At 70.4% G+C, this 23,635-nt stretch carries 25 protein-coding genes and 1 pseudogene; 12 read left to right on the top strand and 14 right to left on the bottom strand.

Going from position 1 to position 23,635, the window contains the following annotated elements; all coding sequences use genetic code 11:
- Positions 1 to 41 precede the first annotated feature (41 nt).
- The 3 genes from BLT28_RS12775 (at position 42) to BLT28_RS12785 (ending at position 1,805) form a co-directional block, all read left to right on the top strand.
- Positions 42 to 485, top strand: a complete 444-nt coding sequence (locus BLT28_RS12775) for a helix-turn-helix domain-containing protein (protein ID WP_030432549.1) — start codon at positions 42 to 44, stop codon at positions 483 to 485.
- A gap of 160 nt (positions 486 to 645) precedes the next feature.
- On the top strand, positions 646 to 942 hold the full coding sequence (locus tag BLT28_RS12780) for an MGMT family protein (RefSeq protein ID WP_030432550.1): 297 nt from the start codon (positions 646 to 648) through the stop codon (positions 940 to 942).
- Positions 939 to 1,805, top strand: a complete 867-nt coding sequence (locus tag BLT28_RS12785; RefSeq protein WP_030432551.1) for an alpha/beta fold hydrolase — start codon at positions 939 to 941, stop codon at positions 1,803 to 1,805. Before BLT28_RS12780 ends, BLT28_RS12785 begins: the two co-directional genes overlap by 4 nt.
- Here BLT28_RS12785 and BLT28_RS12790 read toward each other — a convergent pair.
- Both BLT28_RS12790 and BLT28_RS12795 read right to left on the bottom strand, forming a co-directional pair.
- The gene (locus BLT28_RS12790) at positions 1,800 to 2,258 is read right to left on the bottom strand and encodes a DUF6328 family protein (protein ID WP_030432552.1); all 459 of its coding nucleotides are present in this window, start codon (positions 2,256 to 2,258) and stop codon (positions 1,800 to 1,802) included. The genes BLT28_RS12785 and BLT28_RS12790 overlap by 6 nt on opposite strands.
- 9 nt (positions 2,259 to 2,267) lie before the next feature.
- The gene (locus tag BLT28_RS12795; protein WP_030432553.1) at positions 2,268 to 3,098 is read right to left on the bottom strand and encodes an NmrA family NAD(P)-binding protein; all 831 of its coding nucleotides are present in this window, start codon (positions 3,096 to 3,098) and stop codon (positions 2,268 to 2,270) included.
- A gap of 55 nt (positions 3,099 to 3,153) precedes the next feature.
- On the opposite strand from BLT28_RS12795, the gene BLT28_RS12800 reads away from it, so the two are divergent.
- Complete coding sequence (locus BLT28_RS12800; protein WP_030432554.1) at positions 3,154 to 3,498, top strand: winged helix-turn-helix transcriptional regulator; 345 nt, start codon at positions 3,154 to 3,156, stop codon at positions 3,496 to 3,498.
- Complete coding sequence (locus BLT28_RS12805; RefSeq protein ID WP_030432555.1) at positions 3,495 to 4,181, top strand: 8-oxoguanine DNA glycosylase OGG fold protein; 687 nt, start codon at positions 3,495 to 3,497, stop codon at positions 4,179 to 4,181. The genes BLT28_RS12800 and BLT28_RS12805 overlap by 4 nt, the downstream gene beginning before the upstream one ends.
- Before the next feature lie 14 nt (positions 4,182 to 4,195).
- Here BLT28_RS12805 and BLT28_RS12810 read toward each other — a convergent pair whose 3' ends face one another.
- The 6 genes from BLT28_RS12810 to pdhA all read right to left on the bottom strand — a co-directional run bounded on the left by BLT28_RS12810 (position 4,196) and on the right by pdhA (position 9,412).
- Positions 4,196 to 4,540 (bottom strand): hypothetical protein, encoded by a 345-nt coding sequence (locus tag BLT28_RS12810; protein WP_156051596.1) that lies wholly within the window; start codon positions 4,538 to 4,540, stop codon positions 4,196 to 4,198.
- Positions 4,541 to 4,587: 47 nt separating this feature from the next.
- Positions 4,588 to 5,430 (bottom strand): signal peptidase I, encoded by an 843-nt coding sequence (gene lepB / locus BLT28_RS12815; RefSeq protein ID WP_030432557.1) that lies wholly within the window; start codon positions 5,428 to 5,430, stop codon positions 4,588 to 4,590.
- Between the two features lie 64 nt (positions 5,431 to 5,494).
- Positions 5,495 to 5,971 (bottom strand): hypothetical protein, encoded by a 477-nt coding sequence (locus BLT28_RS12820; protein ID WP_156051600.1) that lies wholly within the window; start codon positions 5,969 to 5,971, stop codon positions 5,495 to 5,497.
- 88 nt (positions 5,972 to 6,059) lie between these two features.
- The gene (locus BLT28_RS12825; protein WP_030432559.1) at positions 6,060 to 7,274 is read right to left on the bottom strand and encodes a dihydrolipoamide acetyltransferase family protein; all 1,215 of its coding nucleotides are present in this window, start codon (positions 7,272 to 7,274) and stop codon (positions 6,060 to 6,062) included.
- On the bottom strand, positions 7,267 to 8,283 hold the full coding sequence (locus BLT28_RS12830; RefSeq protein WP_030432560.1) for an alpha-ketoacid dehydrogenase subunit beta: 1,017 nt from the start codon (positions 8,281 to 8,283) through the stop codon (positions 7,267 to 7,269). Before BLT28_RS12830 ends, BLT28_RS12825 begins: the two co-directional genes overlap by 8 nt.
- A gap of 34 nt (positions 8,284 to 8,317) precedes the next feature.
- A complete protein-coding gene (pdhA, locus tag BLT28_RS12835; RefSeq protein ID WP_030432561.1) occupies positions 8,318 to 9,412 on the bottom strand; it encodes a pyruvate dehydrogenase (acetyl-transferring) E1 component subunit alpha in 1,095 nt (364 codons plus the stop codon).
- A gap of 126 nt (positions 9,413 to 9,538) precedes the next feature.
- On the opposite strand from pdhA, the gene BLT28_RS12840 reads away from it, so the two are divergent.
- Positions 9,539 to 10,027 (top strand): Lrp/AsnC family transcriptional regulator, encoded by a 489-nt coding sequence (locus BLT28_RS12840; protein ID WP_052407982.1) that lies wholly within the window; start codon positions 9,539 to 9,541, stop codon positions 10,025 to 10,027.
- A gap of 85 nt (positions 10,028 to 10,112) precedes the next feature.
- Here the strand turns inward: BLT28_RS12840 and groL are convergent, their stop codons facing one another.
- Positions 10,113 to 11,720, bottom strand: a complete 1,608-nt coding sequence (gene groL, locus BLT28_RS12845; RefSeq protein ID WP_083383731.1) for a chaperonin GroEL — start codon at positions 11,718 to 11,720, stop codon at positions 10,113 to 10,115.
- 179 nt (positions 11,721 to 11,899) lie between these two features.
- On the opposite strand from groL, the gene BLT28_RS12850 reads away from it, so the two are divergent.
- The 3 genes and pseudogenes from BLT28_RS12850 to BLT28_RS12860 all read left to right on the top strand — a co-directional run bounded on the left by BLT28_RS12850 (position 11,900) and on the right by BLT28_RS12860 (position 13,736).
- A complete protein-coding gene (locus BLT28_RS12850; protein WP_030431721.1) occupies positions 11,900 to 12,526 on the top strand; it encodes a TetR/AcrR family transcriptional regulator in 627 nt (208 codons plus the stop codon).
- A gap of 4 nt (positions 12,527 to 12,530) precedes the next feature.
- Positions 12,531 to 12,881 carry a hypothetical protein gene (locus tag BLT28_RS12855; protein ID WP_030431722.1) on the top strand — a complete coding sequence of 117 codons (351 nt, stop codon included), beginning with the start codon at positions 12,531 to 12,533 and terminating at the stop codon, positions 12,879 to 12,881.
- Between the two features lie 66 nt (positions 12,882 to 12,947).
- A pseudogene (locus BLT28_RS12860) lies at positions 12,948 to 13,736 on the top strand (IS5 family transposase).
- A 72-nt stretch (positions 13,737 to 13,808) separates the two neighbouring features.
- On the opposite strand, the gene BLT28_RS12865 reads toward BLT28_RS12860, so the two are convergent.
- Together BLT28_RS12865 and BLT28_RS12870 are read right to left on the bottom strand one after the other, a co-directional pair.
- A complete protein-coding gene (locus BLT28_RS12865) occupies positions 13,809 to 14,897 on the bottom strand; it encodes an HNH endonuclease signature motif containing protein (protein ID WP_172806511.1) in 1,089 nt (362 codons plus the stop codon).
- A gap of 254 nt (positions 14,898 to 15,151) precedes the next feature.
- Entirely contained in the window at positions 15,152 to 15,739 is a 588-nt protein-coding gene (locus BLT28_RS12870) for a hypothetical protein (protein WP_083383732.1), read from the bottom strand.
- A 419-nt stretch (positions 15,740 to 16,158) separates the two neighbouring features.
- Between BLT28_RS12870 and BLT28_RS12875 the strand changes: the two genes are divergently transcribed.
- The gene (locus BLT28_RS12875) at positions 16,159 to 16,941 is read left to right on the top strand and encodes a coiled-coil domain-containing protein (RefSeq protein WP_052407770.1); all 783 of its coding nucleotides are present in this window, start codon (positions 16,159 to 16,161) and stop codon (positions 16,939 to 16,941) included.
- Between the two features lie 18 nt (positions 16,942 to 16,959).
- Here BLT28_RS12875 and BLT28_RS12880 read toward each other — a convergent pair whose 3' ends face one another.
- Positions 16,960 to 18,345, bottom strand: a complete 1,386-nt coding sequence (locus tag BLT28_RS12880; RefSeq protein ID WP_030431725.1) for an MFS transporter — start codon at positions 18,343 to 18,345, stop codon at positions 16,960 to 16,962.
- 55 nt (positions 18,346 to 18,400) lie between these two features.
- Between BLT28_RS12880 and BLT28_RS12885 the strand changes: the two genes are divergently transcribed.
- Positions 18,401 to 21,409: a BTAD domain-containing putative transcriptional regulator gene (locus BLT28_RS12885; RefSeq protein ID WP_030431726.1), complete on the top strand. Its 3,009-nt coding sequence runs from the start codon at positions 18,401 to 18,403 to the stop codon at positions 21,407 to 21,409.
- On the opposite strand, the gene BLT28_RS12890 is transcribed toward BLT28_RS12885, so the two are convergent.
- Entirely contained in the window at positions 21,395 to 21,787 is a 393-nt protein-coding gene (locus BLT28_RS12890; RefSeq protein WP_030431727.1) for a hypothetical protein, read from the bottom strand. The two genes, BLT28_RS12885 and BLT28_RS12890, sit on opposite strands and share 15 nt — an antisense overlap.
- 172 nt (positions 21,788 to 21,959) lie before the next feature.
- On the opposite strand from BLT28_RS12890, the gene BLT28_RS12895 reads away from it, so the two are divergent.
- On the top strand, positions 21,960 to 22,370 hold the full coding sequence (locus BLT28_RS12895; RefSeq protein WP_030431728.1) for a hypothetical protein: 411 nt from the start codon (positions 21,960 to 21,962) through the stop codon (positions 22,368 to 22,370).
- Positions 22,371 to 22,376: 6 nt separating this feature from the next.
- Here BLT28_RS12895 and BLT28_RS12900 read toward each other — a convergent pair whose 3' ends face one another.
- Entirely contained in the window at positions 22,377 to 23,606 is a 1,230-nt protein-coding gene (locus BLT28_RS12900; RefSeq protein ID WP_030431729.1) for an SGNH/GDSL hydrolase family protein, read from the bottom strand.
- Positions 23,607 to 23,635 lie beyond the last annotated feature (29 nt).

Below are 23,635 nucleotides of genomic sequence, written 5' to 3' on the forward strand. Positions count from 1 at the left end.
AAAAGACCGATCGGAAGTGTTCTGTCAAGATAGGAGCCCCGGTGCGGGACGAGCAGATCGGGACGCAGCTGCGCGCGCTGCGCACGGCGAGCGGACGGACGGTGGCCTCGGTGGCGGCCGACGCAGGACTGTCCGTGCCCTACATCGCCAACCTGGAGAACGGCAGGGGAAATCCGACCGTCAAAGCGTTGCGCAGCCTGGCAGTCGCGCTGGGCACCGACCTGCGCATCGAACTGGGCAAACCGGACGCGGCGCCGACCGCTCCGGTACCCCCGGAACTCGCGCGCCTCGGCCGGACCCGAAGGTTCCGGGCCACCGTGGCCACCGCCGCCGAAGGGCTCGGCCAAGACCCGCAGGAGTTCTCCGCACGCCTGCTCGGCGCGGCGAGCCTGCTGGCGCCGGTGCTGGGCCAGGACCTCAGCGAGCCGGACTGGTGGCGCCTGCTGGACGCGATCCTGCTGATCTCGGCGCACAGGAGCACGTAGGAAGCGACCCGCCCGGACGACACCGAGCACCAGCGAAGTCGACTGATCCGGGCGAGCCAGGCGAACAGCACGGTCATCGCGATGAGCACACCGCCCGCGGCAGGTCCGTTCACCGAGCCGACTCTTGCAATGATTACAAGAGCGCTGCGAAGCTGGTGAGGTGAACGAAGATCTCGTCGAGCGCATCCGCGCCTCGGTCGCCCTGATCCCGCCCGGCAGCGTGGCCACCTACGGCGACGTCGCGGCCCTCACCGGTGCGCCCACACCGCGCTTCGTCGGCCGCGTCCTGGCCGAGGACGGCGCCGATCTCGAATGGCATCGGGTGGTGAAGGCGGACGGCAGCTGCGCCCCGCACCTACGCGAGGAACAACTCAGGCGGCTGGCCGCGGAGGGGGTTGCGGCACCCGGAGGCCGGGTGGACCTGCGCACGCGCCGGTGGGCGGAGGTGGCCCGATGACTCCGGAGCTGTGGCGCGACGACCGGCTCGGAACGGCCTGCGAGGTGCGACTGCCCTCGGGGCCCGTGCGCTTCCACGACCGCGGCAGCGGCCCGGCACTGGTGTTCCTGCACGGCTACCTGGTCAACGCGAACATCTGGCGCAAGCTGGTCCCGCTGCTGGCGGACTCGTTCCGCTGCATCACGCCGGACCTGCCCCTGGGCTCGCACGCGGCACCGGTGAACCGGGACGCCGACCTCTCTCCCCGCGGCATCGCCCGGCTGGTCGCGGACCTGTTGCGGGAGCTGGACCTGCGGGACGTGACGCTGGTCGGCAACGACTCCGGCGGCGCCTACGCCCAGGTGACCGCCGCCGCGCACCCCGAGCGGATCGGCGGGCTGGTGCTCAGCTCGTGCGAGACACCGGAGGACACCTGGCCGCCGACGCCCGGAGGATTCGGGTTGCTCAAGGCCACCGCGGCGACACCGCTGACCTATCGCGCCCTCTACCAGGTGCTGCGCGTGCGGCGGACCTGGCGCTGGCGCAACACCTACGGCTGGCTCGCGAAGTACCCGATCGACGCCGGCACGATGAACAGCTACATCCGCCCGGTGCTCACCCGCCGCGACATCCGCTTCGACGGCCGCAAAGCCATCGGCAGCGTGTCGGAGCGCTACACCCGCGCGGCGGCGGCCAGGCTCACCGGCCTGCCCGTCCTGCTTGCGTGGGCGGAGGAAGACCGCGTCTTCCCGCTCGCCCGCGCCGAGCGCTACGCGAAGACGCTGGGCGCGGAACTGCACAGGATCGACGACTCCTACACCTACGTCGCCGAGGACCAGCCCGAGCGCACGGCGGAGATCATCCGGAGCTGGTTCGGGTCATGAGTCCCTGCGGCGCAGCAGCGGCAGCACGAACCACAGCATTCCGAAGCCCACCAACGCGAACACGCCGATGACGATCGCCGGCCAGCCGCCGACGATGGCCTCGCCGAGCAACAGCACGGTGCCGATCATCGCCAGCGCCAGGAACACCATGCCGGTGATGGCGAAGACGTTGGCGGTGTCGATGATCTCCTTGCGCATGCCCTGCCGGAACAGCAGCCGGTGCCAGGAGGCCGGGGCGGTCAGCAGCGCGACGGCCGCGGCGGCGAGCACGACGGTGACCAGGTGCAGCACCCGGATGTAGCCGTCGACGTCCTCGTAGCGGTCGCTGAAGGCGATGGACAGCAGGAACCCGAACAGGATCTGCACGCCGCCCTGGGCGACGCGCAGTTCCTGGAGCAGCTCGCTGAGGTTGCGGGCGAGCTGCCGTTGCTCCGATTCCTCCGGCCTGCTCACCGGTTCGGACTACCCGAGCGGAGTACCGCTCAACCCCGCCAGCCACGCGCCCGCGGACCGCGACCGCACGCCCAGCAGCTTCTCGGTCCCGGTCTCGGTGGTGAACGCCAGGGCGTCCGGTCGGGCCGCAACCGCTTGGTAGAGGCCCTCAATCCCGGCTGCGGCGCCCTCGCCGAGGACGGGGGCGAGCAGCGCGCCGAACTCCGCAGGGGGCATCGCGCGATAGGTGACCCCGGCTCCGTGCTGCGCGGCCAGCTCGGCCCCGGTCAGGCCGGGCACCGGGCCGACGTCCACAAAGGACGGCGGACTGGCGTGGGTGAGCGCGGCCACCGCGGCCTCGGCGACGTCGAGGTGACTGACCCAGGCCACCGGCTGGTCCGCCGCCACCGGGTAGGCCAGAACGCCTTCTCCGGCAAGGGTTTCCTGTACTGGCGGCAGCAACAGGTTCTCCAGGAACAGCCGCGGCGCGAGCACGGTCACCACGACTCCGGCCTCGCGCAGCCGCTCGGCCAGCTCGCCCAGTGCCGCCAGCCGCTGCGACCCGAACGGCGAGGTGTCATCGCCGGGAACGCCGCCGCTGGTGGAGATCACCGCGCGCGCCGGGCGGGCGACGGCGGCCAGGTTCTCCGCCCAGCGCGCCGGAGCGGCCGGATCGGGCGTGATCGGGAAGTGGATGAACGCACCGGTCGCCCCTTCGTAGGCGGCGCCGAGCCCGGCGCGGTCGTCGAGGTCGCCCTCGGCCCGGGACAGGCCGCGCACCGGCAGGCCCGCGGCCGCGACGGCGCGAACGACGGGGGCGCCCTGGGCGCCGGTGGCTCCGTGCACAACAATCTTGGTCATGAGGCTATGGTTCCGATGGGGAATCAGTTACCTCAAATGAACTATTGGGGTCGACGTGAGTGATCTGGATCACGATCTGCCGGAGTGCGGGGTCGCGCGGTTCCTGGCCGTCCTGGAGGGACCGTGGGCGACGCTGATCGTCCGCGACCTGCTCCCCGGCCCGAAGCGCTTCACCGAGCTGCGCGCCGGACTGCCCGGCATCAGCCCGAAGACGCTGTCGGCGCGGCTGCGGCGGCTGGAGGAGACGGGCCTGGTGACGCGGACCGCCTACGCCGAGGTCCCGCCGCGGGTGGAGTACGAGCTGACCGAGGCCGGGGCGCGGCTGCGGAAGGTGCTCGACACGATGGCGGAGTGGGCCGAGCGCGATCTGCCGGTGCGCCTCGGTACCGTGCGGCGGTGAGCGTCCTGGACTTCGACAAGGTCTTCCGAGGGACCCCGCCCGCGCGCGACAGCGTCTACCTCCTCCGCCAGCGGGTCGGCTTCAACAAGCTGCACTGGCTGCCACACCTGCCGGACGCCGCGTTCTGGCCGCCGGAGCTGGACGCCGGGACCGTCGACCGGCGCACCGTCTTCCAGATCGCCCGCCGGGCCGACGACGAGCTGGGCGCGGTGCACACACTCGTGGCCGCCTACGTCTGGACGGCCGGGCCGAAGCAGCGCGGCGCGGTGAAGCTCGGCATGGTCTTCGACCACAACCCCGGCGCGGTGGGCCCGAACCTCTCCGCCGCGGTGCGCAGGACCCGCGAGGACGGCCCGGTCGCCGGGTTCGGCATGCTCACCAGGAAGGGCAGCCACGCGCTCGGCAGGCTGCCGGGGTCGGGCTTCACCAAGGTCCTGTACTTCGCGGCCTTCGACGGCAAGACCGGCCCGCTGATCCTCGACGAGAACGTGGTGATCGCGGTGAACGCGCTGCGCGGCTCCGACTGGGGGATCGACGGCCCGTGGTCGCCGGAGCAGTACGGCGACTACCTCGACTACGCCGCCGACTGGGCGCAGCGCTGGCGCAAGGGCACACCGACCGACCTCGTCGAGCGCACCCTGTCCGCCGCGGGCCAGGCCCTCGGCGCCCACTACGCCAGGTAGCGCACCGGAAGCCCTCAGCCCACCCGCTTGGGCAGCCGGGGCTCGACGACGTCGCCGAGCTTCCTGGCGGTCTCGCACGCGTTCTCGTTTCCGTCACCGATGACGATCACCTCGACGCGGGCGGTCTCCCCGAGCGCGAGCATGAGCAGACAGCTCCAGGGCGTCGTCGGCACCGACACAGCCTTGCGGCCGTTCACTTCGGCGGTACGCGCACCGGGCTCGGTCACCACGCCGATGTTCCTGCCGTCCCGGATGCCGACCCCGACGGAGTGGCGAACGCCGGAAGCCGAGTACGCGCACATGCGCGCGACACCGACCAGAAGCTCGGCACAACGGCCCGCGCCGGCAACAAGACCCACCGACGCCCCCCTTGATCGACGGTGGAGCGTGATCGCCCGGGCCTGGCTCAGCTGACGATTCGCGAACGGAGGGCGTTGCTGGTGCGGCGCACGGCCCAGAGCGCGGGCCACGCCCCGGCGAGGCCGAGCCCGAGCGGGATCCCGGCCTGCCACGCGGGTGCCCCGAGGGCAACCGCCTGGGGGTTCGGGTGGTCGATGCCCTGCCAGCGGCTGGGCGGCAGCACGATGGCGCGGACCTTGCCGATCACGTTCTCGATCGGCACCGGTCCCTGCCCGGCGGCGCGGGAGTCGCGGGAGTTGTTGCGGTTGTCGCCCATCATCCAGAGGTGGCCGGGCGGGACGACCACCGGGCCGAAGGCGATCTGCTTGTCGCCGAAGCCCTCCTGGTAGTGGACGTAGGGCTCGGTCAGGGGTTTGCCGTCGACCAGGACCTTGTTGTCCGGCGTGCAGCACTCGACCTTCTGCCCGGGCAGCGCGATCACCCGCTTGACGAAGTCCCGCTCGTCGGCGGCCGGCAGGCCGAACAGCGAGCCCAGCTCGCGCAGCCAGGCCCAGCCGGAGTCCGGCTCGGAAAGGTGGTTGCTGGTCCAGGAGTCCGGACCGCGGAAGACCACGACCTCGCCCGCCTCGATGCCGGAGAAGCGGTGGACCACCTTGTCCACCAGCACCCGGTCGTTGGTGCAGCCCGCGCACCCGTGCAGCGTGGTCTCCATCGACTGGGACGGGATCACGTAGACCCGCGCGATGAAGGTCTGGATCAGCAACGCCAGCACCAGGGCGGTGACGACCAGGATCGGCAGCTCGCGCCAGAAGGAGGTCTTCTTCTTCGGCTGCTCGGTCGTCTCGGGCTTCTCGTCCTCCGCCGTCGGCGAGGGCTGCACATCGGTCACGGCGCCAGGGTACGCAGATCGAGGCTGACAGGTTGCCAGCAACCGATCTGTCCACTGTGGACGATCAGACCAGTCGGGTCTTCAGCGAGGACCACCTGCGCAGCTGCGCGGCCAGCCGGGGGTCGCGCAGCCGGGCCGCGTGCTGCTCGGCCGCCTCCACCAGGATCTTCGCCTGCCTGCTGTTGCGGATCGCGGTCACGTCGAGGTCGTCGAGCACGACCCTGGTCAGCGCGCGCTCCGGCGGGATCGGGATCTCCGCGAGGCAGGCGCGGACCAGCTCCTCCGCCGAGGGCAGCACCTCGGCCACCTCCTCGGCGAGGCCCCCGCGGTGCAGCTCGGCGACGAAGGCGGCGGTGCGCACCGCCGCGTCCGCCGCCGAGTACACCTCCATGGCCCGGCCCTTGCGGATCAGGTTGAGCTTGAGCCGCACCCAGTCCACGCGCCCGGCCGCGCGCTCCCGGATCCGTGAGTCGACCTCTTCCAGCAACTGGGCCCACCGCCGCACTCGCTCCGGCGGGCTCAGGCAGGCAAGGTCTTCCATGCCGGACAAGCTTAGGGCCTGCGCCGCGAGCCACCTCCGACAAGATCAGGATTTCAGGTGGATCCCCGCCGGATGGACCTAGGAGGGGTCACAGGTCGGCCAGCGCCCGGATCGGCGACTCCACGCAGTCCGCGACGAACCGCAGGAACCCGCCCGCCGTCGCCCCGTCGCAGACCCGGTGGTCGAAGGCGAGCGTCAGCTCGGTGATCTTGCGAATCGCAAGTTGCCCGTCCACCGCCCACGGCCGGTCGATGATCCGCCCCAGCCCGAGGATCGCGGCCTCGGGGTGGTTGATGATCGCCGCCGAACCGTCCACTCCGAACACGCCGTAGTTGTTGACGGTGAACGTGCCGCCGGTCAGCTCCGCAGGCCCGAGCCTGCCTTCCCGCGCGGCTGTCGTGCGCTCGGCCAGCGCCGCGGACAGCTCCGCCGTGGTGAGCTTGTTCGCTTCCCGCACAACGGGAACGACGAGCCCCCGCTCGGTCTGCGCGGCGAAGCCGAGGTGCACGTCGTCCAGCACCACGATCTCGTCGCCCTCGATGCGCGAGTTCAGCTCGGGGAAGCGGCGCAGCCCGAGCACGGCGAAGCGCGCGAACAGGGCCAGCAGGCCGACCCCGTCGAGCGCGGCGCGCGCGGCCATCAGCTCGGTGGCGTCGACGTCGACCCACACCGTCGCCTCGGGGATCTCCCTGCGCGAGGCGCTGAGCTTGTCGGCAACGGTCTTCCGCAGTCCCTTCAACGGGATTCGGCGCTCACCGGTGGCGACCGGCTTCGCCATGGCCTGCTCGACATCGCAGCGCCGCACGACGCCGCCGGGTCCGCTGCCGCGCACCACCGTGAGGTCGATGCCATTGTCCTTGGCCATGCGCCGCACCAACGGCGAGATCACCGGAGGACCGCTCGCGGGTTTCGCGTTCACCGGCGGGGCTTCCTGCGGCTGCTGCTTCACCCGTCCGCGGCGACGGCGGCGTGGTGCCGACGAGGTGCCGTAGCCGATCAGCACGTTGCCGCTGCCCTCGTCCACCGGACCGGCCGGGGCGGGGACCACGACGCCGGGCTCCGCGAACGTGGACTCGCCGACGCTGAGCAGGACCGAGCCCACCGACAGGGTCTCGCCGGGCGCGCCGTGCCGCGCGGTGACCACGCCGGAGAACGGCGAGGGAACCTCCACGACCGCCTTCGCCGTCTCGACCTCCACCACCGGCTGGTCCACCGCGACGGTGTCGCCGACCTCCACCAGCCAGCTGACGATCTCCGCCTCGGTCAGTCCCTCGCCGAGGTCGGGCAACCGGAAGTCAGCCACCGAAGCCCACCACCTCGTCGTCCCACTGCAACCGGGCGATGGCGTCGAGGATCCGGTCGACGCCGGGCAGGTGGTGCTCCTCCAGCTTCGGCGGCGGGTACGGGATGTCGAAGCCGGTGACGCGCAGGATCGGCGCGTGCAGATGGTGGAAGCACCGCTCGGTCACCCGCGCGACGACCTCGGCCCCGTAGCCGGAGAAGCCCGACGCCTCGTGCACCACCACGGCGCGGCCCGTGCGGCGCACGGACTCGGTGACGGTCTCGTCGTCGAACGGGGAGAGGCTGCGCAGATCGATCACCTCGACGTCCCAGCCCTCCTCGGCCGCGGCCGACGCCGTCTCCAGCGCGGTGGCGACCATCGGGCCGTAGGCGATCAGCGTGACGTCCTTGCCCTGCCGCCGCACGAGCGCGCGGTCCATGGCCGGACCGGAGCGGTCGAAGGCGACCGGCCCCTTGGACCAGTACCGGCGCTTGGGCTCCAGGAAGATCACCGGGTCCGGCGAGTCGATCGCGTCGCGCAGCAGCTGGTAGGCGTCGCCCGGGGTGCCCGGGGAGACCACCCGCAGGCCGGGCGTGTGCGTGTAGTACGCCTCGGAGGAGTCGCAGTGGTGCTCGACGCCACCGATGCCGCCGCCGTAGGGCACGCGGATCACCACGGGCAGCTCGACGCGGCCGCGCGTGCGGTTGTGGATCTTGGCGAGGTGGCTGGTGATCTGCTCGAACGCGGGGTAGGCGAACGCGTCGAACTGCATCTCCACCACCGGCCGCATACCGTTCATCGCCATGCCGATCGCGGTGCCGACGATGCCGGACTCGGCCAGCGGGGTGTCGAAGACGCGGTGCTCGCCGAAGCGCGCGGCCAGCCCGTCGGTGACGCGGAAGACGCCGCCGAGCGGACCGACGTCCTCGCCGAAGACGAGCACGCGCTCATCGGCTTCGAGCGCGTCCGCGAGCGCCCGGTTCAGCGCCCCGGACAGGGACAGCTCTTGGTTGCCGATCGCGGTGGTCATGACGCCTCCGTTGAGAAGATCACGTCGCCGGTGGTCACGACGCCAGCTCCTCGGCGAGCAGGGCGGCCTGCTCGCGCAGCGCCCTGGTGGGCTGGGTGTAGACGTGGGCGAAGAGGTCGGCCGGGTCCAGCTCCGGCTCGGCGTTCATGCCGTCGCGCACCGACGCGGCGAAGTCCTCGGCCTCGGCCTGGATCTCCGCGCGGCGGGCGTCGTCGAGCAGGCCGCGCGAGGTCAGGTAGCGCTCGATCCGGTCGAGGGGATCGCGGTCCAGCCACGCGGCCACCTCGTCGGCGTCGCGGTAGCGCCCGGCGTCGTCGGCGTTGGTGTGCGCCTCGATCCGGTAGGTCTTGGCCTCGATCAGCGCGGGCCCACCGCCGGCCGCGGCGGCGGTGATCGCCTCGCGCACGGTCGCGTAGACCGCGGCGGGATCGTTGCCGTCGATCAGGTAGGACGGCACGCCGTAGCCGACTCCCTTGTGCGCCAAGGAAGGCGCGGCGCTCTGCTTGCTCAGCGGGACACTGATCGCGTAGCCGTTGTTCTGCACCAGGAACACCACGGGCGCCTTCCACACGGCCGCGAAGTTCAGCGCCTCGTGCGTGTCGCCCTCGCTCGTGGCGCCGTCACCGAGCAGCACGAGCGCCACGGTGTCCTCGCCCTTGAGCCGCGCGGCGTGCGCGAGGCCGACCGCGTGCAAGGTGTTGGTGGCCAACGGTGTGCACTGCGGGCCGACCTTGTGCACGTAGGGGTCGTAGCCCAGGTGCCAACTGCCCTGGAGCAGCGTGAGCGTCTGCACCGGGTCCACTCCCCTGGTCACCAGCGCGACCGAGTCGCGGTAGGTGGGGAACAGCCAGTCCTGCTCGCGCAGCGCGAGCACCGAGCCGACCTCGCACGCCTCCTGCCCGCGCGAGGAGGGGTAGACCGCGAGGCGGCCCTGGCGGGTCAGCGCGGTGGCCTGGGTGTCGAAGCGGCGGCCGATCACGATGCGCCGGTGCAGCTCCAGGAGCACGTCGTCGGCGGGCATCTCCAGCGCCGGGTCGTCGACGGGTATGCCGTTCTTGTCCAGCAGGGCCACCGGGAGCGCGGTGGGGAGCAGCGAGCGCTCCCGCGCGGAAAGGTCAGTGACAGACATGGGACCTCCCGTGTGATCTGGCTGACTCCGTCGTCTCCCTCCATGGTGAAATTTGCAGGGCCGATCTTCCAGACGGAGCCCGTTTCTCTGTGCAGATGGCTCATCGGAACGGTTAAGCTCGGCCATATGTCCAGTGAACTGTCCGCAAAGCGCACACCGGTCGTGCCGCTCGACGACACCGACCGGCGGATCGTGGCCGAGCTGCGCTCCGATGCCCGGATGTCCATGCGCGCGCTGGCGGAGAAGCTGCACATCTCCCGGGGCAGCGCCTACACCCGGGTGGAGCGGTTGCAGCGGGACGGGGTGATCACCGGCTACAGCGCCACCGTGGACCCGGAGCGCTACGGCTTCGGCGTGGCGGCCTACGTGCACCTGAAGGTCAGCCAGCACTCGTGGAAGGCCGTCCGCCAGCGGATCATGGAGATCCCGGAGGTGTGGCACGGCGCGCTGGTCTCCGGCGAGCACGACCTGGTGCTGCTGGTCCGCGCCAAGGACGCGTCGAGCCTGCGGGACCTGGTGCTCAACCGGTTCCAGACCATGCCGGACGTGGTGTCCAGCCACACCGTGCTGATCCTGGACGAGCTGCCCCAGCAACCCCTGCCGGTGCCGACCTGACCGGGCGTTGGCGCACTGAATGAGTCATTGAGGTACTTGATCGCACCGAATGACTCATTCAGTGCGTTCGGCACGCGCGGAGGGGTCAGAAGTCGGGGGTGGCGGGGTCGGCGGTCGCGTCCTGCGCGGGCTTGTCGGCGACGACGGCTTCGGTGGTGAGGAAGAGGGCGGCGATGGAGGCGGCATTGCGCAGGGCCGAGCGGGTGACCTTGGCGGGGTCGATGATCCCGGCCTCGACGAGGTCGACGTAGCGTTCGGCCGCCGCGTCCAGGCCGTGCCCCGGCGGCAGGCCGCGCACCTTCTCCGCGACCACACCCGGCTCCAGCCCGGTGTTCACGGCGATCTGCTTCAGCGGGGCCTCCAGCGCGACCTTCACGATGGCGGCGCCGGTCGCCTCGTCGCCGTCCAGGACGAGCCCGGCGAGCACCGTCCCGGCCTGCACCAGCGCCACGCCCCCGCCCGCGACGATGCCCTCCTCGACGGCGGCCTTGGCGTTGCGCACCGCGTCCTCGATGCGGTGCTTGCGCTCCTTGAGCTCGACCTCGGTGGCCGCGCCCGCCTTGATGACGGCGACGCCACCGGCCAGCTTGGCCAGGCGCTCCTGCAGCTTCTCGCGGTCGTAGTCGGAGTCCGACTTCTCGATCTCGGCGCGGATCTGGTTCACCCGGCCCTGGATCGCCTCTGCCACCCCCGCGCCGTCGACGATCGTGGTCTCGTCCTTGGTGATCACTGCCTTCCGCGCGGAGCCGAGCAGGGAGATGTCCGCGTTCTCCAGGCGCAGCCCCACTTTCTCCGAGATCACCTGGCCCCCGGTCAGGATCGCCATGTCCTGCAGCATCGCCTCGCGGCGGTCACCGAAGCCCGGGGCCTTGACGGCGACGGACCTGAAGGTGCCCTTCAGCTTGTTGAGGATGAGCGTGGCCAGCGGCTCGTTCTCCACGTCCTCGGCGACGACCAGCAACGGCCTGCCGGTCTGCATCACCTTCTCCAGCACCGGAAGCAGGTCCTTGACCGTCGTGATCTTGCCGGAGACGAAGAGCAGGTAGGGCTCGTCGAGCACCGCCTCCAGCCGCTCGGTGTCGGTGACGAAGTGCGGGGCCAGGTAGCCCTTGTCGAAGCGCATGCCCTCGGTGAGCTCCAGCTCAAGACCCAGGGTGTTGCTCTCCTCGACGGTGATGACACCTTCCTTGCCGACCTTGTCCATCGCCTCGGCGATCAACTCACCGATCGTGGAGTCAGCAGCCGAAATCGAGGCCGTGGCAGCGATCTGCTCCTTGGTCTCGACCTCCTTGGCGTTCTTCAACAACTGCTCGGCAACCGCCTCGGTCGCCTTCTCGATACCACGCTTGAGCGCGATCGGGTTCGCACCAGCCGCGACGTTGCGCAGACCCTCCCGCACCAGCGCCTGCGCCAGCACGGTCGCGGTGGTGGTGCCATCACCCGCGACATCATCGGTCTTCTTGGCAACTTCCTTGACGAGCTCGGCCCCGATCTTCTCCCACGGGTCCTCCAGCTCGATCTCCTTGGCGATGGAGACGCCGTCGTTGGTGATCGTGGGAGCGCCCCACTTCTTCTCCAGAACGACGTTGCGGCCCTTCGGGCCCAGCGTCACCTTGACGGCGTCGGCGAGGGTGTTCATGCCCCGCTCGAGACCGCGACGGGCTTGTTCGTCAAACGCGATCATCTTGGCCATGTGCGGATTCCTCTTCGCTGCTCAGGGGTGGTCGGCGCCGACGCCCGCGACGGCGTTGCACCACCGGCGCCGACCACCCGGCCTGGCACTCGCACCTCCCGAGTGCCAGGCGCAGCGTACACAAAGTTGCGTGCACGCAAAACTGCGCGCACGCAACTCACTGGGCTAGACTGGCCGTCATGAGCCCCAACGAGCCCGGTGGGCTGCGCGAACGCAAGAAGCTCGCGACCCGCGAAGCCCTCAGCGCCGCCGCCCTGCGCCTCGCCCTGGAGCACGGCCCGGAGAACGTGCGCGTCGACGACATCGCCGAGGCCGCGGGCGTCTCGCCCCGGACCTACAACAACTACTTCTCCAGCCGCGAACAGGCGATCGTCGCCGCGTTGGCCGCCGAACGAGCCCTCCGCGTCGGCGCCGCGCTCCGCGCCCGTCCCGCGGACGAACCCCTCGCCGACGCCGTGGTGGCCGCCGTGCTCGACCTGTACACGTCCACCGACGAGCCCAGCGGTGACTCGCTGACGCTGATCACGTCCAATCCCGCGCTGCGCAAGGCTTTCGTGCAGACCCTGACCGAGATCGAGCACCCCTTGGCGGAGGCGATCGCGGCCAGGCTCGGCGCTCGCGGCCTGGCCCCCGCCGTGCTCGCGGCAGCGGTCTCCGCGGCGGCTCGGGTGGCGCTGGAGAGCTGGGTCAGCCCCGCTCCCGGGAACCCGCTTCTCGTTGTCCCCCAAGGCTCACTGGCCGAGCGCATGCGCGAGGCACTGGGCCACGTAGCCCCCGCGCTGGACGCGGTCGCCCCGAGGAGTTGATCCGGTGTACGCACGAAGCCTGTTGGGCGCGCTCCTGCTGATGGTCGTCATGACCCCGTCCGCCAACGCCTACGAGGTGAGGCGGATGGACGACTGGAAGGGCCGATTCACTCCCCAGGACGTGGCCTGGAAGCGCGCCGCCACCGACCCGCCGGCGTTCGACCTGGTCCTCATCCGCAAGTCCCCGCCGTACCGCCAGATCATCGCGCCGAGCGTCGACGGCACCGCGCTCAGGACGCGCGTTCATCCCCGCAAGGGCGGCTTCCCGGTCGGCACGAACTTCCGCCTGCAGTTCGTCGAGGCCGGCGGCAGCAAGATCCTGGCCGAGTCGTGCGAATTCCGCATCACGCCCTAGTGATCAGTTCAGAACGAGCTGGCATGTCGGCTTTGCTTGCAGAGCAAGACGTTCCAAGATCATGGCGTGCGTGAGGAGGTTCTGGCCGACGAACCGTGGGCCCGTCTGGAGCCGTTGATCCTCGGTACACCAGAGGCGCTTTCGTCACCCCGGACGCAAGCGCGCTGATGACCGGGCTGCGCTGGAGGGCATCCTCTACGCGGTGCGCACCGGCATTCGGCTGGAACCGGCTGCCCACCGCGCTGTTTGGTGCCTCGAAAGCGACGTGCCGGCGGCGGTTGACCGAGTGGCACGAGGCCGGGGTCTGGCAACAGCCGCACGAACGGCTGCTCGCGGAATTGCGCGCAGCGAGCTGCTGGACCTGTCCGCGGCCCTCGTGGACTCCACCCACCTGCGTGCGCTCAAAGGGGGAGCGCACGGGCCCGAGTCCGGTCGACCGGCGCAAGCCGGGCTCCAAGCAACCCGATCACCGATGCGGGCGGCGTTGCACTGGCCGTCACGCTGACCGGTGGCCACCGCAACGGCGTCACCCAGCTGATCCCGTGGATCGACGCTGTCCCGCCGATCCGCTGCGTGGTCGGCAAGCCACGCCGTCGGCCTCGCCGAATCTATGCCGACCGCGCCTACGACCACGACAAGTACCGCGCAGGCGGCATCACATCGGTCATCGCCCACCGCGGCGTCGAACACGGATCCGGCTTGGGCACCGTTCGATGACCGGTGGAACTCGTCTTCCCACAGATCAAAGGCTTCCGGCGACTGCGCGTGCGCACCGAACGACGAGCCGATGTCCACCAAGCCATGCTCAGCCTGACTTGCTCGATCATCTGCCTCCGCAAACTCATTCTGAACTGAGTTCTTAGAGCCCGTCTTCATAGTGGGTTCAGCAACCTGAGCCGTTGTTGCCGGCGTTGCGGGCGACGGGCCCTAGAAGGGCGCGGGCTCCGCGATGGGTTCGAGTTCGGTCTCGATCACCCTGCCACTCGGCGTCGTCCACACATGCGTCCCATCGGGCCGGTTCTCACAGGACCAACTGGAGTGCGTCTTCATCCGGTGATGGTGACGGCACTTCGGCCGCAGATTCGCGACCGTGGTGTTGGTGCCATCGAACGGACAACAATGATCCACGTCGCAACGGTGCGCCGGTTGGTTGCAGCCAACCATCGTGCACGTCGGATACCGCGCGTTGATCAGCTCGCGTTGCGCCGGGGTGGGCCGGTAGGTGGTGATGTGCTCAGCCATCCCCGTCACCGGGTCGGTCAGGATGCGCTTCCAAATGCCATTCGCGGCCACATCCGCCACGATCTCTGCGGGCAGCGGCCCGTATCCGGCCAGCATCACCGGGTCTGTGGTCAAGCCGAGGATGTTGGTGATCGGCATGGTCAAGTTCACGCACACCTCACCCTGCGGGGCGGGTGTTTCCTTGCCCATCAACAGATCTGCCGCGACGTCGGATCGTTTCTGGTCCAACGTTCGGTCGTCTTTCGGCAGCGCCCGCGCGATCCGGTCGATGCGATCGAAGGCCAGGGCCGCGTCGAAGGCTGGGAGGACGATGCGCAGGGAGCACATGCCGTCGTCGAGGTTGAACTTCTCCACCAACCGCTGCTTCCGCTTCTCCTCATAACGCCGCAACGCCGCTTCAGCGTCGAGCTTGAGGACATAGCGCCGGGCACAGCGTTGGCTCGCCGTGTAGTTATGCGTGGCCGCATGCGCGATCAACACCGGTTCAGCGATCGCCTGATTGGCGGCATCGAGGACACTGACCTGATCGATGATCATCAACGCCTTGCCCTCATCGATCCGACCGTCCGACAACGCTTCCAACACAGCCGGATGGTCGATCAGCGACATGGCGCGGTCGATGAGCTTGTTGCCCTTGACCTGGGAAACACGCAGCAACGGCATCAGAACATCCCCCGCGTACTGCTGCACTTGCGGATCCAGGTCCTCATAGAGCTTCATCAGGGTTAAGGCGAAGTCCGCCACCGCCTTACCGATATCGGCGTAGGCGGCCACGACGTCGTCTTCGATATCGGCAGGGGCCATACTCCTATTTTAGCGTCTGCAAATAGTCGATCATGGCTCTACGGAGTGAACTTTCCCTTACACCCCAACGGTTTCAGCAAACGAAAGCCAGTTCCAGCTGGCGCGAGGTAAGGCTGGGACGATCGGCTTTACCTGGGGTGCGCGTGCCATACGCTCGTCGGCGAGGGCCGGTTCCTGACCGTGCCCGCCCGGCAGGCCCTCGGCACGCGCAAGGGGGCCCCAGGTCAAGCCGACCCCACGCCGGAAACAGCACTAGCAGGAAGCCCAGCCCATCGCCGCACAGCGTCAAAGTGCTGAGGGAGCAGACCTTCACGCGGATCGACGTGGCACAGCAACGTGCCCGCCCCGTCGCGATCCCGCTCGAACCCCGCGCGCGCCGCCCCTGCCCCGCGCCGCTCGAACTCGTCGTCGAACCACGCCAGCGGGCGCCCCGCGGTGTATTCCGCGACAGCCGCCCACTTCCACCTGCCGTCGCGGCGCCAGCCCGTGACCGGGTCGCGGTCGGGAAAGGTGATCACCGGCAGCGGTGGCAGGCCTATCTCCGGGCCGATGCGGGTGTTCGCCTCGTCCTCCCAGGTCGTCGCCCACACCAGCGCCAAGTCCGCCTCGGCTGCCACCCGGAGCAGCGCGGTGCCGTGCCCCGGGTTGAGCCACACCCGGATTCCCTTGCGGCGCCGACCTTCCCGGCCGCGCAGCCAACGTCCGTCATCGGTCAGCCGGAACGTGGCGTAGCCGTCCGGGCGCCTCGACGGCTTGGCCGCGTAGGGATTGAGCGGCCCGTCGACATCCAGAAGCAGGAACCCACGCGGCATTAAGGCATTCTCCTACAAAGCGCCGATTCGGTGGCTGAATATCTTGACGGTGCCGATACCCGTCCTCGACTCCCGCCGCCACACGCCCGGTGTCAACGCTGCTCGACGACCCGGATCACGAAGCGTCATGCGACGAGTTCAAGGCCCGCTTCGCCTTCAAGCCCAGTTACGGGGACATCGTCGAGCGAGGGCTCTTCACCCGTCACCTGCGCATGAGCACGTTCTGGCACCGAGGTCGAAGACGAGCTCACCGCCGTTCTCGGCACTGTGATGCGCCGGGGCGGCCGCAACGTCGGCAACGTCTGGACCTTCGAGTCGCCGGGCGATCCGTGAGCGACCGTCCCGGGAACTCCTGCGCGCGCTCGGTCGTCATCCAGGTGGACTTCCCACTGTGCGATCGACAAAGGAGGGTGTTGTTCATGACCGCGGTCGACAGCCGTGCGGACCTGCTCCCGCTGCGCATCGACTTCGACATGGTGTGGCGCGGCTACGATCCGTTCCAGGTGCAGCGCTACGTGCGCGAGTCCGAGTCCGACCTGCGGCTGCTGGCGGCCGACCGGGACGCCGCCGTCGCCCGCGCGGACGACCTCGCCGAGACGCTGGCGGAGCTGCGCTCGGAGAACGCCCGGCTGCGCGCCAAGATCGACCGGCTGTGCCGGGCCCCGCTGGACGCCGCCGCGCTGTCGGAACGGTTGCAGCGCATGGTGGAGCTGGCCAGGGAGGAAGCCGAGGAGATCACCCGGCGGGCCACCGCGGCGGCCGAGCGGAGCTGGGCCGGGGCGGAGCAGGCCGCCGCCCGGCTGCGTGAGCGCTACGAGCGGATGATCGCCGAACTGGACACCCGCCGCCAGGAGATGGAGACCGAGCACCGCGAGCTGATGCGGCGCTCCCACGCCGAGATCGAGGCGCAGGCGCGGCAGGCGGAGGAGCACCGCAGGCAGCTCGACGAGCGGGCCGAACGCGACCGCGAGCAGGTGCGGCACGACTTCGAGGTGGCCATGAACTCCCGCAGGGCCGAGGCAATGCGCGCCCTCGCCGAGGAGGAGGCGGCGGTCCAGGCGCGGATCGACGCGCTGGTCGAACTCCGCGACCGGATCGCCGCCCAGGTCACCGAGGCCAGACGGGTGCTCGACGACGCCGCGTTCCTGCTCGGCCCCGAACCCGACCGGCGGCTGCCCGCGCCGGTGCAGGCCGCGGCCTGAAGCCGGACCGCGTCCCGGTCACCGCGCCGGGTGACCGGGACGCAGCAGCCGCAGCACCAGGACCGCCATCAGGCCGGTGATCACCGCGCACAGCACCGCCACCGCGTTGAGCCCGGCGGTGAACTCCGCGGGCGCGGCCTCCAGCAACGGCTGCCCGTCGGTGGCGACCGCCGTGCCGACCACTCCGAGCACGCCGACGCCGAGCGCGATCCCGAACTCCATCGCGGTCTCCGACATCGCCGCGGCCGATCCGGCCTTCTCCGGCGGCGCCGTGCCGATCACCAGCTCCGTGCCGAGCGCCATGATCGGCCCGATTCCCAGGTACACCAAGGTGAACCCTGTGACCACCCCGGCCAGTCCGCCCGCGACCGCGAGCACGGCGAAGCCCGTCGCGGCCAGCGCCAGCGAGACGCCGACGACATGGGCGGGCGCGTACCTGGCGGCGAGCCTGGACGTCACCAGCGAGCTGACGACGAGCACAGCGGCGGAAGGCATCAGCCACAGCCCGGCGACCAGCGGCGTGAACTCCTGCACCAGCTGCAGGTACTGCGTGACGAACAGGTAGATCCCGCCGATCGCGGTCATCGTGGACACCTGCGCCATCAGCGCGACGCTGAACGAACGGCTGCCGAACATCCGCAGGTCGAGCAACGGATCGGCGAGCCGCCGTTGCCGCGAGACGAACAGCCCGCCGAAGACCAGCCCGGCCGCGATCGAGATCCCGCCGATAACGCCACCGTGCTGCTTGATGCCGTAGATCACCGGCAGCACGGCGGCCAGCGACAGGAACACGCTGGTCAGGTCCAGTCGCCCGGCATCGGGGTCGCGGAACTCCGGCAGCAGGAACGGCGCGGTCAGCACGAGCACCGCCATGAACGGCACGGCGAGCAGGAACACCGAACCCCACCAGAACCACTTCAGCAGCAGCCCGCCGACGATCGGCCCGAGCGCGATCCCGGCCGAGAAGCAGGTCGCCCACAGCCCGATGGCCAGCCCGCGCTGCCCGGGCGGGAACATCGTGCTGATCAACGCCAGTGTCGACGGGCCGAGCGTGGCGCCCGCGACGCCGAGCAGGCCCCGCGCGACGATCAGGAACACCGGGTCGGGCGCGAACGCGGCGAGCGCGGACGCCGCCGCGAACGCGGTCGCGCCGATCACCAGCAGCCTGCGCCTGCCGATCCGGTCCCCCAGCGTGCCCATGGTGACCAGGAACCCGGCCACCAGGAAGCCGTAGCTGTCCACGATCCACAACAGCTCGGCGTCGGTCGGCCGCAGGTCGGCGCTGAGGTGCGGGACGGCGAGGTACAGCACGGTCGCGTCCATCGCGAGCAACAAGGTCGGCAGGGCCAGCACCGCGAGGCCGATCCACTCCCGGGCCCCCGCCCGGGACATCGTCTTCTCCATGGGCCGAGCGTCGGCGGAGCGACCTACCAAGGACTTACCGCACTATTCTCAGCACATGCGATTCGGCGTGCTCGGGGCGCTCACCGTGCACACCGCGCACGGCGAGCCGGTGACCGTCACCCGCGCCTCGGTCCGCGCGCTCCTCGCCGACCTGCTCGTCCACCGCGGCCACCCCGTTTCCGCGGACCGGTTGATCGAGGACCTGTGGGGTGCCAAGGTGCCACGCGATCCGGTCGCGACCCTGCAGGTGAGGGTCGCTCAGCTGCGGGCCGCGCTGGGTGATCGGTCGCTCGTCGAATCCACTCCCGCCGGGTACCGGCTGCACGCCGATGACGTGGACGCCGCCGAGTTCGTCGCCCTGACCGAGCAGGCTCGTGCCACGGCCGATCCGCGCGCGAAGGTCGAGTTGCTGGACCAGGCGCTCGCCCTGTGGCGCGGCCCGGCCTACGCCGACTTCGCCGACGCGGTGTTCGCGCAGCCCGCGATCACCCGGCTGACCGAGCAGCGGCTGACCGCGATCGAGGACCGCCTCGGCGCGCTCGACGAGCACGACCTCGGCGAGCTGAGCGAGCTGGTGTCCGCCCACCCCATGCGGGAACGGCTGCGCGCGGTCCACATGCGAGCCCTGTACCGCGCCGGACGGCAGAGCGCGGCACTGGAGAGCTTCCGCGAGCTCGGACACCTGCTCCGGGACGAGCTGGGGATCGCGCCCGGCCCGGAGATCTCCCAGCTGCACCAAGAGATCCTGCGCCAGGACCCCGCTCTGACCAGGCCGCGCACCAACCTGCCCGCGGAGGTCTCGAACCTCATCGGACGCGACGCGGCCATCGCCGACGTGCGCGCGCTGATCGACGCGCACCGGCTCGTGACGTTGACCGGTTCCGGCGGCGTGGGCAAGACACGGCTGGCGCTCGGAACCGCACGGCGGCTCAGTCCGCCCGACGGCGTGTGGCTCGTCGAGCTGGCGGCGGCGAGTTCTGTGGCCGAGGCGGTCCTCACCGCACTGGGCGTGCGCGAGTACCAGGAGCTCGCTCCGGCCGACCTGGTGCTGACAGCGTTGCGCGACAAGCAGATCCTGCTCGTCCTGGACAACTGCGAACACCTCGTCGCCCCGGTCGCCGAGCTGGTGTCGCGGTTGCTGCGGACCGCTCCGGGCGTGCGGGTGCTGACCACCAGCCAGGAGCCGCTCGGTCTGCCGGGCGAGGCGCGCTACCCCGTGCCGCCGCTCGACGAAGCGGGCGCGGTCCGGCTCCTCGCCGAACGCGTCCGCGCCCTGGGACACGCGCTGCCTGACGAACACGCGGTCGCCGAACTGTGCCAACGACTCGACTGCATCCCGCTGGCGCTGGAGCTGGCCGCCGCGCGTGTACCGGTGCTCGGCGTGCAAGAGCTGGTCGCCAGGCTCGACGACAGGTTCAAGCTGCTGACGGAGGGTTATCGGGACGCCCCGCCTCGGCAACGCACGCTTCGCGCGGTGCTGGACTGGAGTTGGGGGCTGCTGTCCGAGCCGGAGCGCACCGTCCTGCGCCGGCTCTCAGTCCACGTCGACGGCTGCACGCTGGCCGCGGCCGAAGCGGTGAGCGGGGTGGACGTGCTCGATCAGCTCACGACGCTGGCGCAGCGCAGCCTCGTGGTGGTCACGCATGATCCCGAGCCGCGGTACCGCTTGCTGGAGTCCGTCGCACGGTACAGCGCGGAACGGCTCGTCGACGCGGGCGAGGAAGCGGAAACCCGCCAGCGCCACCAGAGCTGGTACCTGCGCGTGGCGGAGGAGGCGAAGGACCAGCTCTACGGGCCCGCCCAGCACCACTGGATCGCGGTTCTGGACCGGGAGTCGGCCAACCTGCGCGCCGCGTTGGACAGCATGGTCCGCGACGGGGCCGCCGACTCCGCGCTGCGGCTGGCCAACGCGCTCACCGGCTACTGGTTCCTGCGCGGCAGGCGCAGCGAGTCGACGCACGCGTTGAACTCCGCGCTGGCACTGGGTGGCTCTCCCGCGCTTCGCGCCCAGTCCAGGGTGTGGCAGCTGGGCTTGGACCTGCTCGCCGGGCAGGGCGGCGACCGCGTGGCCGCGTGCACAACCGCACTGCGCGCCTACGAGGAGGCCGGTGATCCCGGAGGACTCCACCGGGCCCAGTGGTTCCTCGGCTACGCCCTGTACACCGCTGGCGAGCTGACCGCGAGCGAGGAGTTGGTCTCCCGCGCCCTCGCCGGGTTCACCGACGATCCGTGGGGCGAGGCCGTCGCGCTGAGCGTCCGGGCCGACCAGGCCCTGCTGCGCGGGGATCTGGCCACTGTGGAACGAGCCGGGTCGCGAAGCGCCCGACTGCTCGACCAGCTCGGCGACCGCTGGGGCCAGTCGCAGGTCGTGTCCCCGCTCGCCGCGCTCGCCGAGATCACTGGCGACTACCAGCGCGCCGAGCAGTTGCACGCCGAAGGTCTGCGCCTGGCGGAGGAACTGGGTCTGTGGACCGACGTCGCCGAACGGCTGACCGGGCTCGGACGGCTGCGCCTGCTCGCCCGCGACTACCGTGCCGCCCAGGACCTGCACGAACGCGCGATGCGCCTCGCCGCCGAGCACTCCTACCAGCCAGGCGTCGTGCACGCCGGACTCGGACTCGCCTTCGGTGCGCGGCGCGAGGGCAAGCTCGACATCGCCGAGGCGCACATCCACAACATGCTCGAATGGCAACGGGACGCCGACCACCCGCCCGGCGACGCCGTGCTGTTCTCCGAACTCGGGTTCATCGCCGAGGCGCGCGGCGAGGCCGCCAAAGCACTGGAGCTGCACCGGAAATCCTTGGCAGCGGCCGAAAAGGTCGGCGATCCGCGGGCGGTGGCGCTCGCCGTCGAAGGTCTCGCGGGCGCGCACGCGATCGACGGTGACCACGAGCACGCGGCGGAACTGCTCGGGACCGCCGCGGCGATGCGCGCGAACGCCGGAGCGCCGTTGCCCGAGGGCGAACGGTCCGATGTGGACAGGATCACCGACCTGGTTCGGCGGTCGATCGGCGAACAGGCCCTGGCGACGGCGTTCGCCCGAGGCCGGTCAAACGCGGACTGACCCGCGCACGAAGCCCGCGATCCTGGGCAGGTGCACGAGCGCGTCGTCCCCGACCGCACCGCGCACGCCCGCCAGCACGTCCTCGTCCGGCTCACCGAAGATCTCGAAGTGCTCCACCCGGCAGTGCTCCATCACCTCCTGGATGTAGGGGTCCGCGAGCTTCCAGTGGGTGCGCACCGCGTCTGAGTCCCGGAAGAGCTGGAAGCTGTGCGCGGTCATCCGCGGCTCGTCGATGAACACCTCGACCATGAGCTGCGGACCGTGCTCCTCGGCGAACCGCACCGCCTTGGTGATGGCGTTCCGGAAGCCCTCCAGGTGGCCCTCGATGATCCGCATGGTGTTGTGGAAGAGCAGGCTGCCGTCGTCCCTGATGTCCATGCCCCCAGTCTCGAACCTCAACCGCCCTTGAGGTCAAGGCCCCGGTGACCGCGTTCGCACCGCTCGGGTGAACAGCACGCTCGACGGAGTTGCCCGCGCCGGAAGTTCTTGATCTTTCGTCGAGCTCTTCGAGAATTGCCCTGGTTCGACACCTCGACGAGAAGGAACGGTCATGAACCCGCACACGGTCCCGGCTCGGTTGGTGGTCGGAGTCCTCAGCGCCGCACTGATGCTCGGCGTGACCACCCCGGCGCACGCGCTGGACAGGGAGAAGCTGGCGGTCTGCGTCAAGGAGCTGAACGCCGATTTCCAGAGGGAACTCGCGAGCAGGCCCGCGAGCGCCGCCATGACCGCCTTGCAGAACTTCGGGGGCATGGTTCGCGACGACGGAACGTTCGACCAGCTGAACGCCAAGAGAAAGCTCGCCCAGTGCGGAGTGCTCGAGAAGGAGTTCAAGACCGCCATCACCCTCCTGCAAAGCATGTGCAAACTCAAGCCAGCACTGAGCAAGGGCAAGGGCGCCGCCTATTGGCACACGGTCCTCCGCTGCCTGGTCGAGCAGGGACACGAGCTCGGAGGCTAGTGCCGGTCACAAGGTGGTGAGGTCGACGGCGGCGGCCATGGCGCGGTAGCCCGCGTCGCTGGGGTGCAGGCGGTCGCCGCTGTCGTAGGCCGGGTGGAGCGCGTCCGGGTTCGCCGGGTCGGCCATCACGCGGTCGAAGTCGACCACCGCGTCGTACACGCCCGACGTCCGGATCCAGGTGTTCACCTCGTCCCGCACGGCCTCACCGCGCTCGGTGAAGTACCCGGCGCCCTTGAACGGCAGCATGGTCGCGCCGATCACCCGGATTCCCCTGGCGTGCGCGCGTTTCACCAACTCGTGGTGCCCGGCGATCAGCTCGGCGGCGGTGACCCGCGGGTTCGGCAGCACGCACGGCTGCCCGGGGAACTCGCTCATCCCGATGTCGTTGATCCCCTCCAGCACGATCACCGTGCGCACCCTCGGCTGGTCGAGCACATCGCGCTGGAACCGCTTGCCCGCCCGCTCCCCCAGGCAGGGCGAGTCGTTGAGCACCCGGTTGCCGCCGATGCCGGTGTTCAGCACCGCCCGGGTGTTCCCGAGCCGTTCGGCCAGCTCGTCGGGGTAGCTGTTGAAGCCGTCGATGGTCGACGCGGCGCCATCGGTGATCGAATCGCCGAAGGTCACCACCGCGTCCCGCCGGAGCGGTGGCCCGGCCACCTCGACACCGGCGAGGTAGAACCAGGACGTGGCCTTCTCGGTGAACGCCGCGGCACCGGCGTCGGCGAGGTGGTCACCGCTCGCGCGGTAGCTCGTGGTCGTCGCGAACAGGTGCGTCGTCGCGGGTCCGGTCGCCTCGGCGAGGTACAGGGTCACGGTCAGCCGCTCCAGCGGGGCGACCGGCAGCGGCACCGGATCGCTCACCAGCTGGCCGCCCACCGGGATCTCCACCTTTCGGGACAACCGGAAAGTCAAGGGGCGTAACGACTCCGGCCGCACCGCGGCGCCCTCGGCGGTGCGTGCGACGGTCGCGCCCGCAATGCGCAACGGCTTCGTCCCGAAGTGGTTGGACAGCCGAACACGGGTGACCGCGCCACCGACGCTGGTCCGCACGACCTGGCGCACCGTGTGGTCCGCGAAGCCCTTCTCCGACCAGTTCGGCGCGAATCCCGAGGTGGGCTGCTGCATCGCGGCCGACCACGTGCCCAGCCACAGTCCCTGGCCCGCGGCCGCCGGGGCGGCCAGCAGACCATTGCCCAGCAGTAGCGCGAGAACGAGCACCAACGCTTTGCGTCCCACCGATATTCCCCTCCCGAAACGCTGTCCGA

Origin of the sequence: Allokutzneria albata (genome assembly GCF_900103775.1) — a bacterium.
GTDB classification, from domain to species: Bacteria; Actinomycetota; Actinomycetes; order Mycobacteriales; family Pseudonocardiaceae; genus Allokutzneria; species Allokutzneria albata.

Bases quoted from the DNA above. Each gene is read 5' to 3' on its own strand.
- BLT28_RS12895 (WP_030431728.1), top strand. From the start codon at position 21,960: ATGAACCCGCACACGGTCCCGGCTCGGTTGGTGGTCGGAGTCCTCAGC.
- BLT28_RS12875 (WP_052407770.1), top strand. From the start codon at position 16,159: ATGACCGCGGTCGACAGCCGTGCGGACCTGCTCCCGCTGCGCATCGAC.
- BLT28_RS12870 (WP_083383732.1), bottom strand. From the start codon at position 15,739: ATGCCGCGTGGGTTCCTGCTTCTGGATGTCGACGGGCCGCTCAATCCC.
- BLT28_RS12890 (WP_030431727.1), bottom strand. From the start codon at position 21,787: ATGGACATCAGGGACGACGGCAGCCTGCTCTTCCACAACACCATGCGG.
- groL (WP_083383731.1), bottom strand. From the start codon at position 11,720: ATGGCCAAGATGATCGCGTTTGACGAACAAGCCCGTCGCGGTCTCGAG.
- pdhA (WP_030432561.1), bottom strand. From the start codon at position 9,412: ATGTCTGTCACTGACCTTTCCGCGCGGGAGCGCTCGCTGCTCCCCACC.
- BLT28_RS12840 (WP_052407982.1), top strand. From the start codon at position 9,539: ATGTCCAGTGAACTGTCCGCAAAGCGCACACCGGTCGTGCCGCTCGAC.
- BLT28_RS12850 (WP_030431721.1), top strand. From the start codon at position 11,900: ATGAGCCCCAACGAGCCCGGTGGGCTGCGCGAACGCAAGAAGCTCGCG.
- BLT28_RS12830 (WP_030432560.1), bottom strand. From the start codon at position 8,283: ATGACCACCGCGATCGGCAACCAAGAGCTGTCCCTGTCCGGGGCGCTG.
- BLT28_RS12880 (WP_030431725.1), bottom strand. From the start codon at position 18,345: ATGGAGAAGACGATGTCCCGGGCGGGGGCCCGGGAGTGGATCGGCCTC.
- BLT28_RS12820 (WP_156051600.1), bottom strand. From the start codon at position 5,971: ATGGAAGACCTTGCCTGCCTGAGCCCGCCGGAGCGAGTGCGGCGGTGG.
- BLT28_RS12885 (WP_030431726.1), top strand. From the start codon at position 18,401: ATGCGATTCGGCGTGCTCGGGGCGCTCACCGTGCACACCGCGCACGGC.
- BLT28_RS12785 (WP_030432551.1), top strand. From the start codon at position 939: ATGACTCCGGAGCTGTGGCGCGACGACCGGCTCGGAACGGCCTGCGAG.
- BLT28_RS12795 (WP_030432553.1), bottom strand. From the start codon at position 3,098: ATGACCAAGATTGTTGTGCACGGAGCCACCGGCGCCCAGGGCGCCCCC.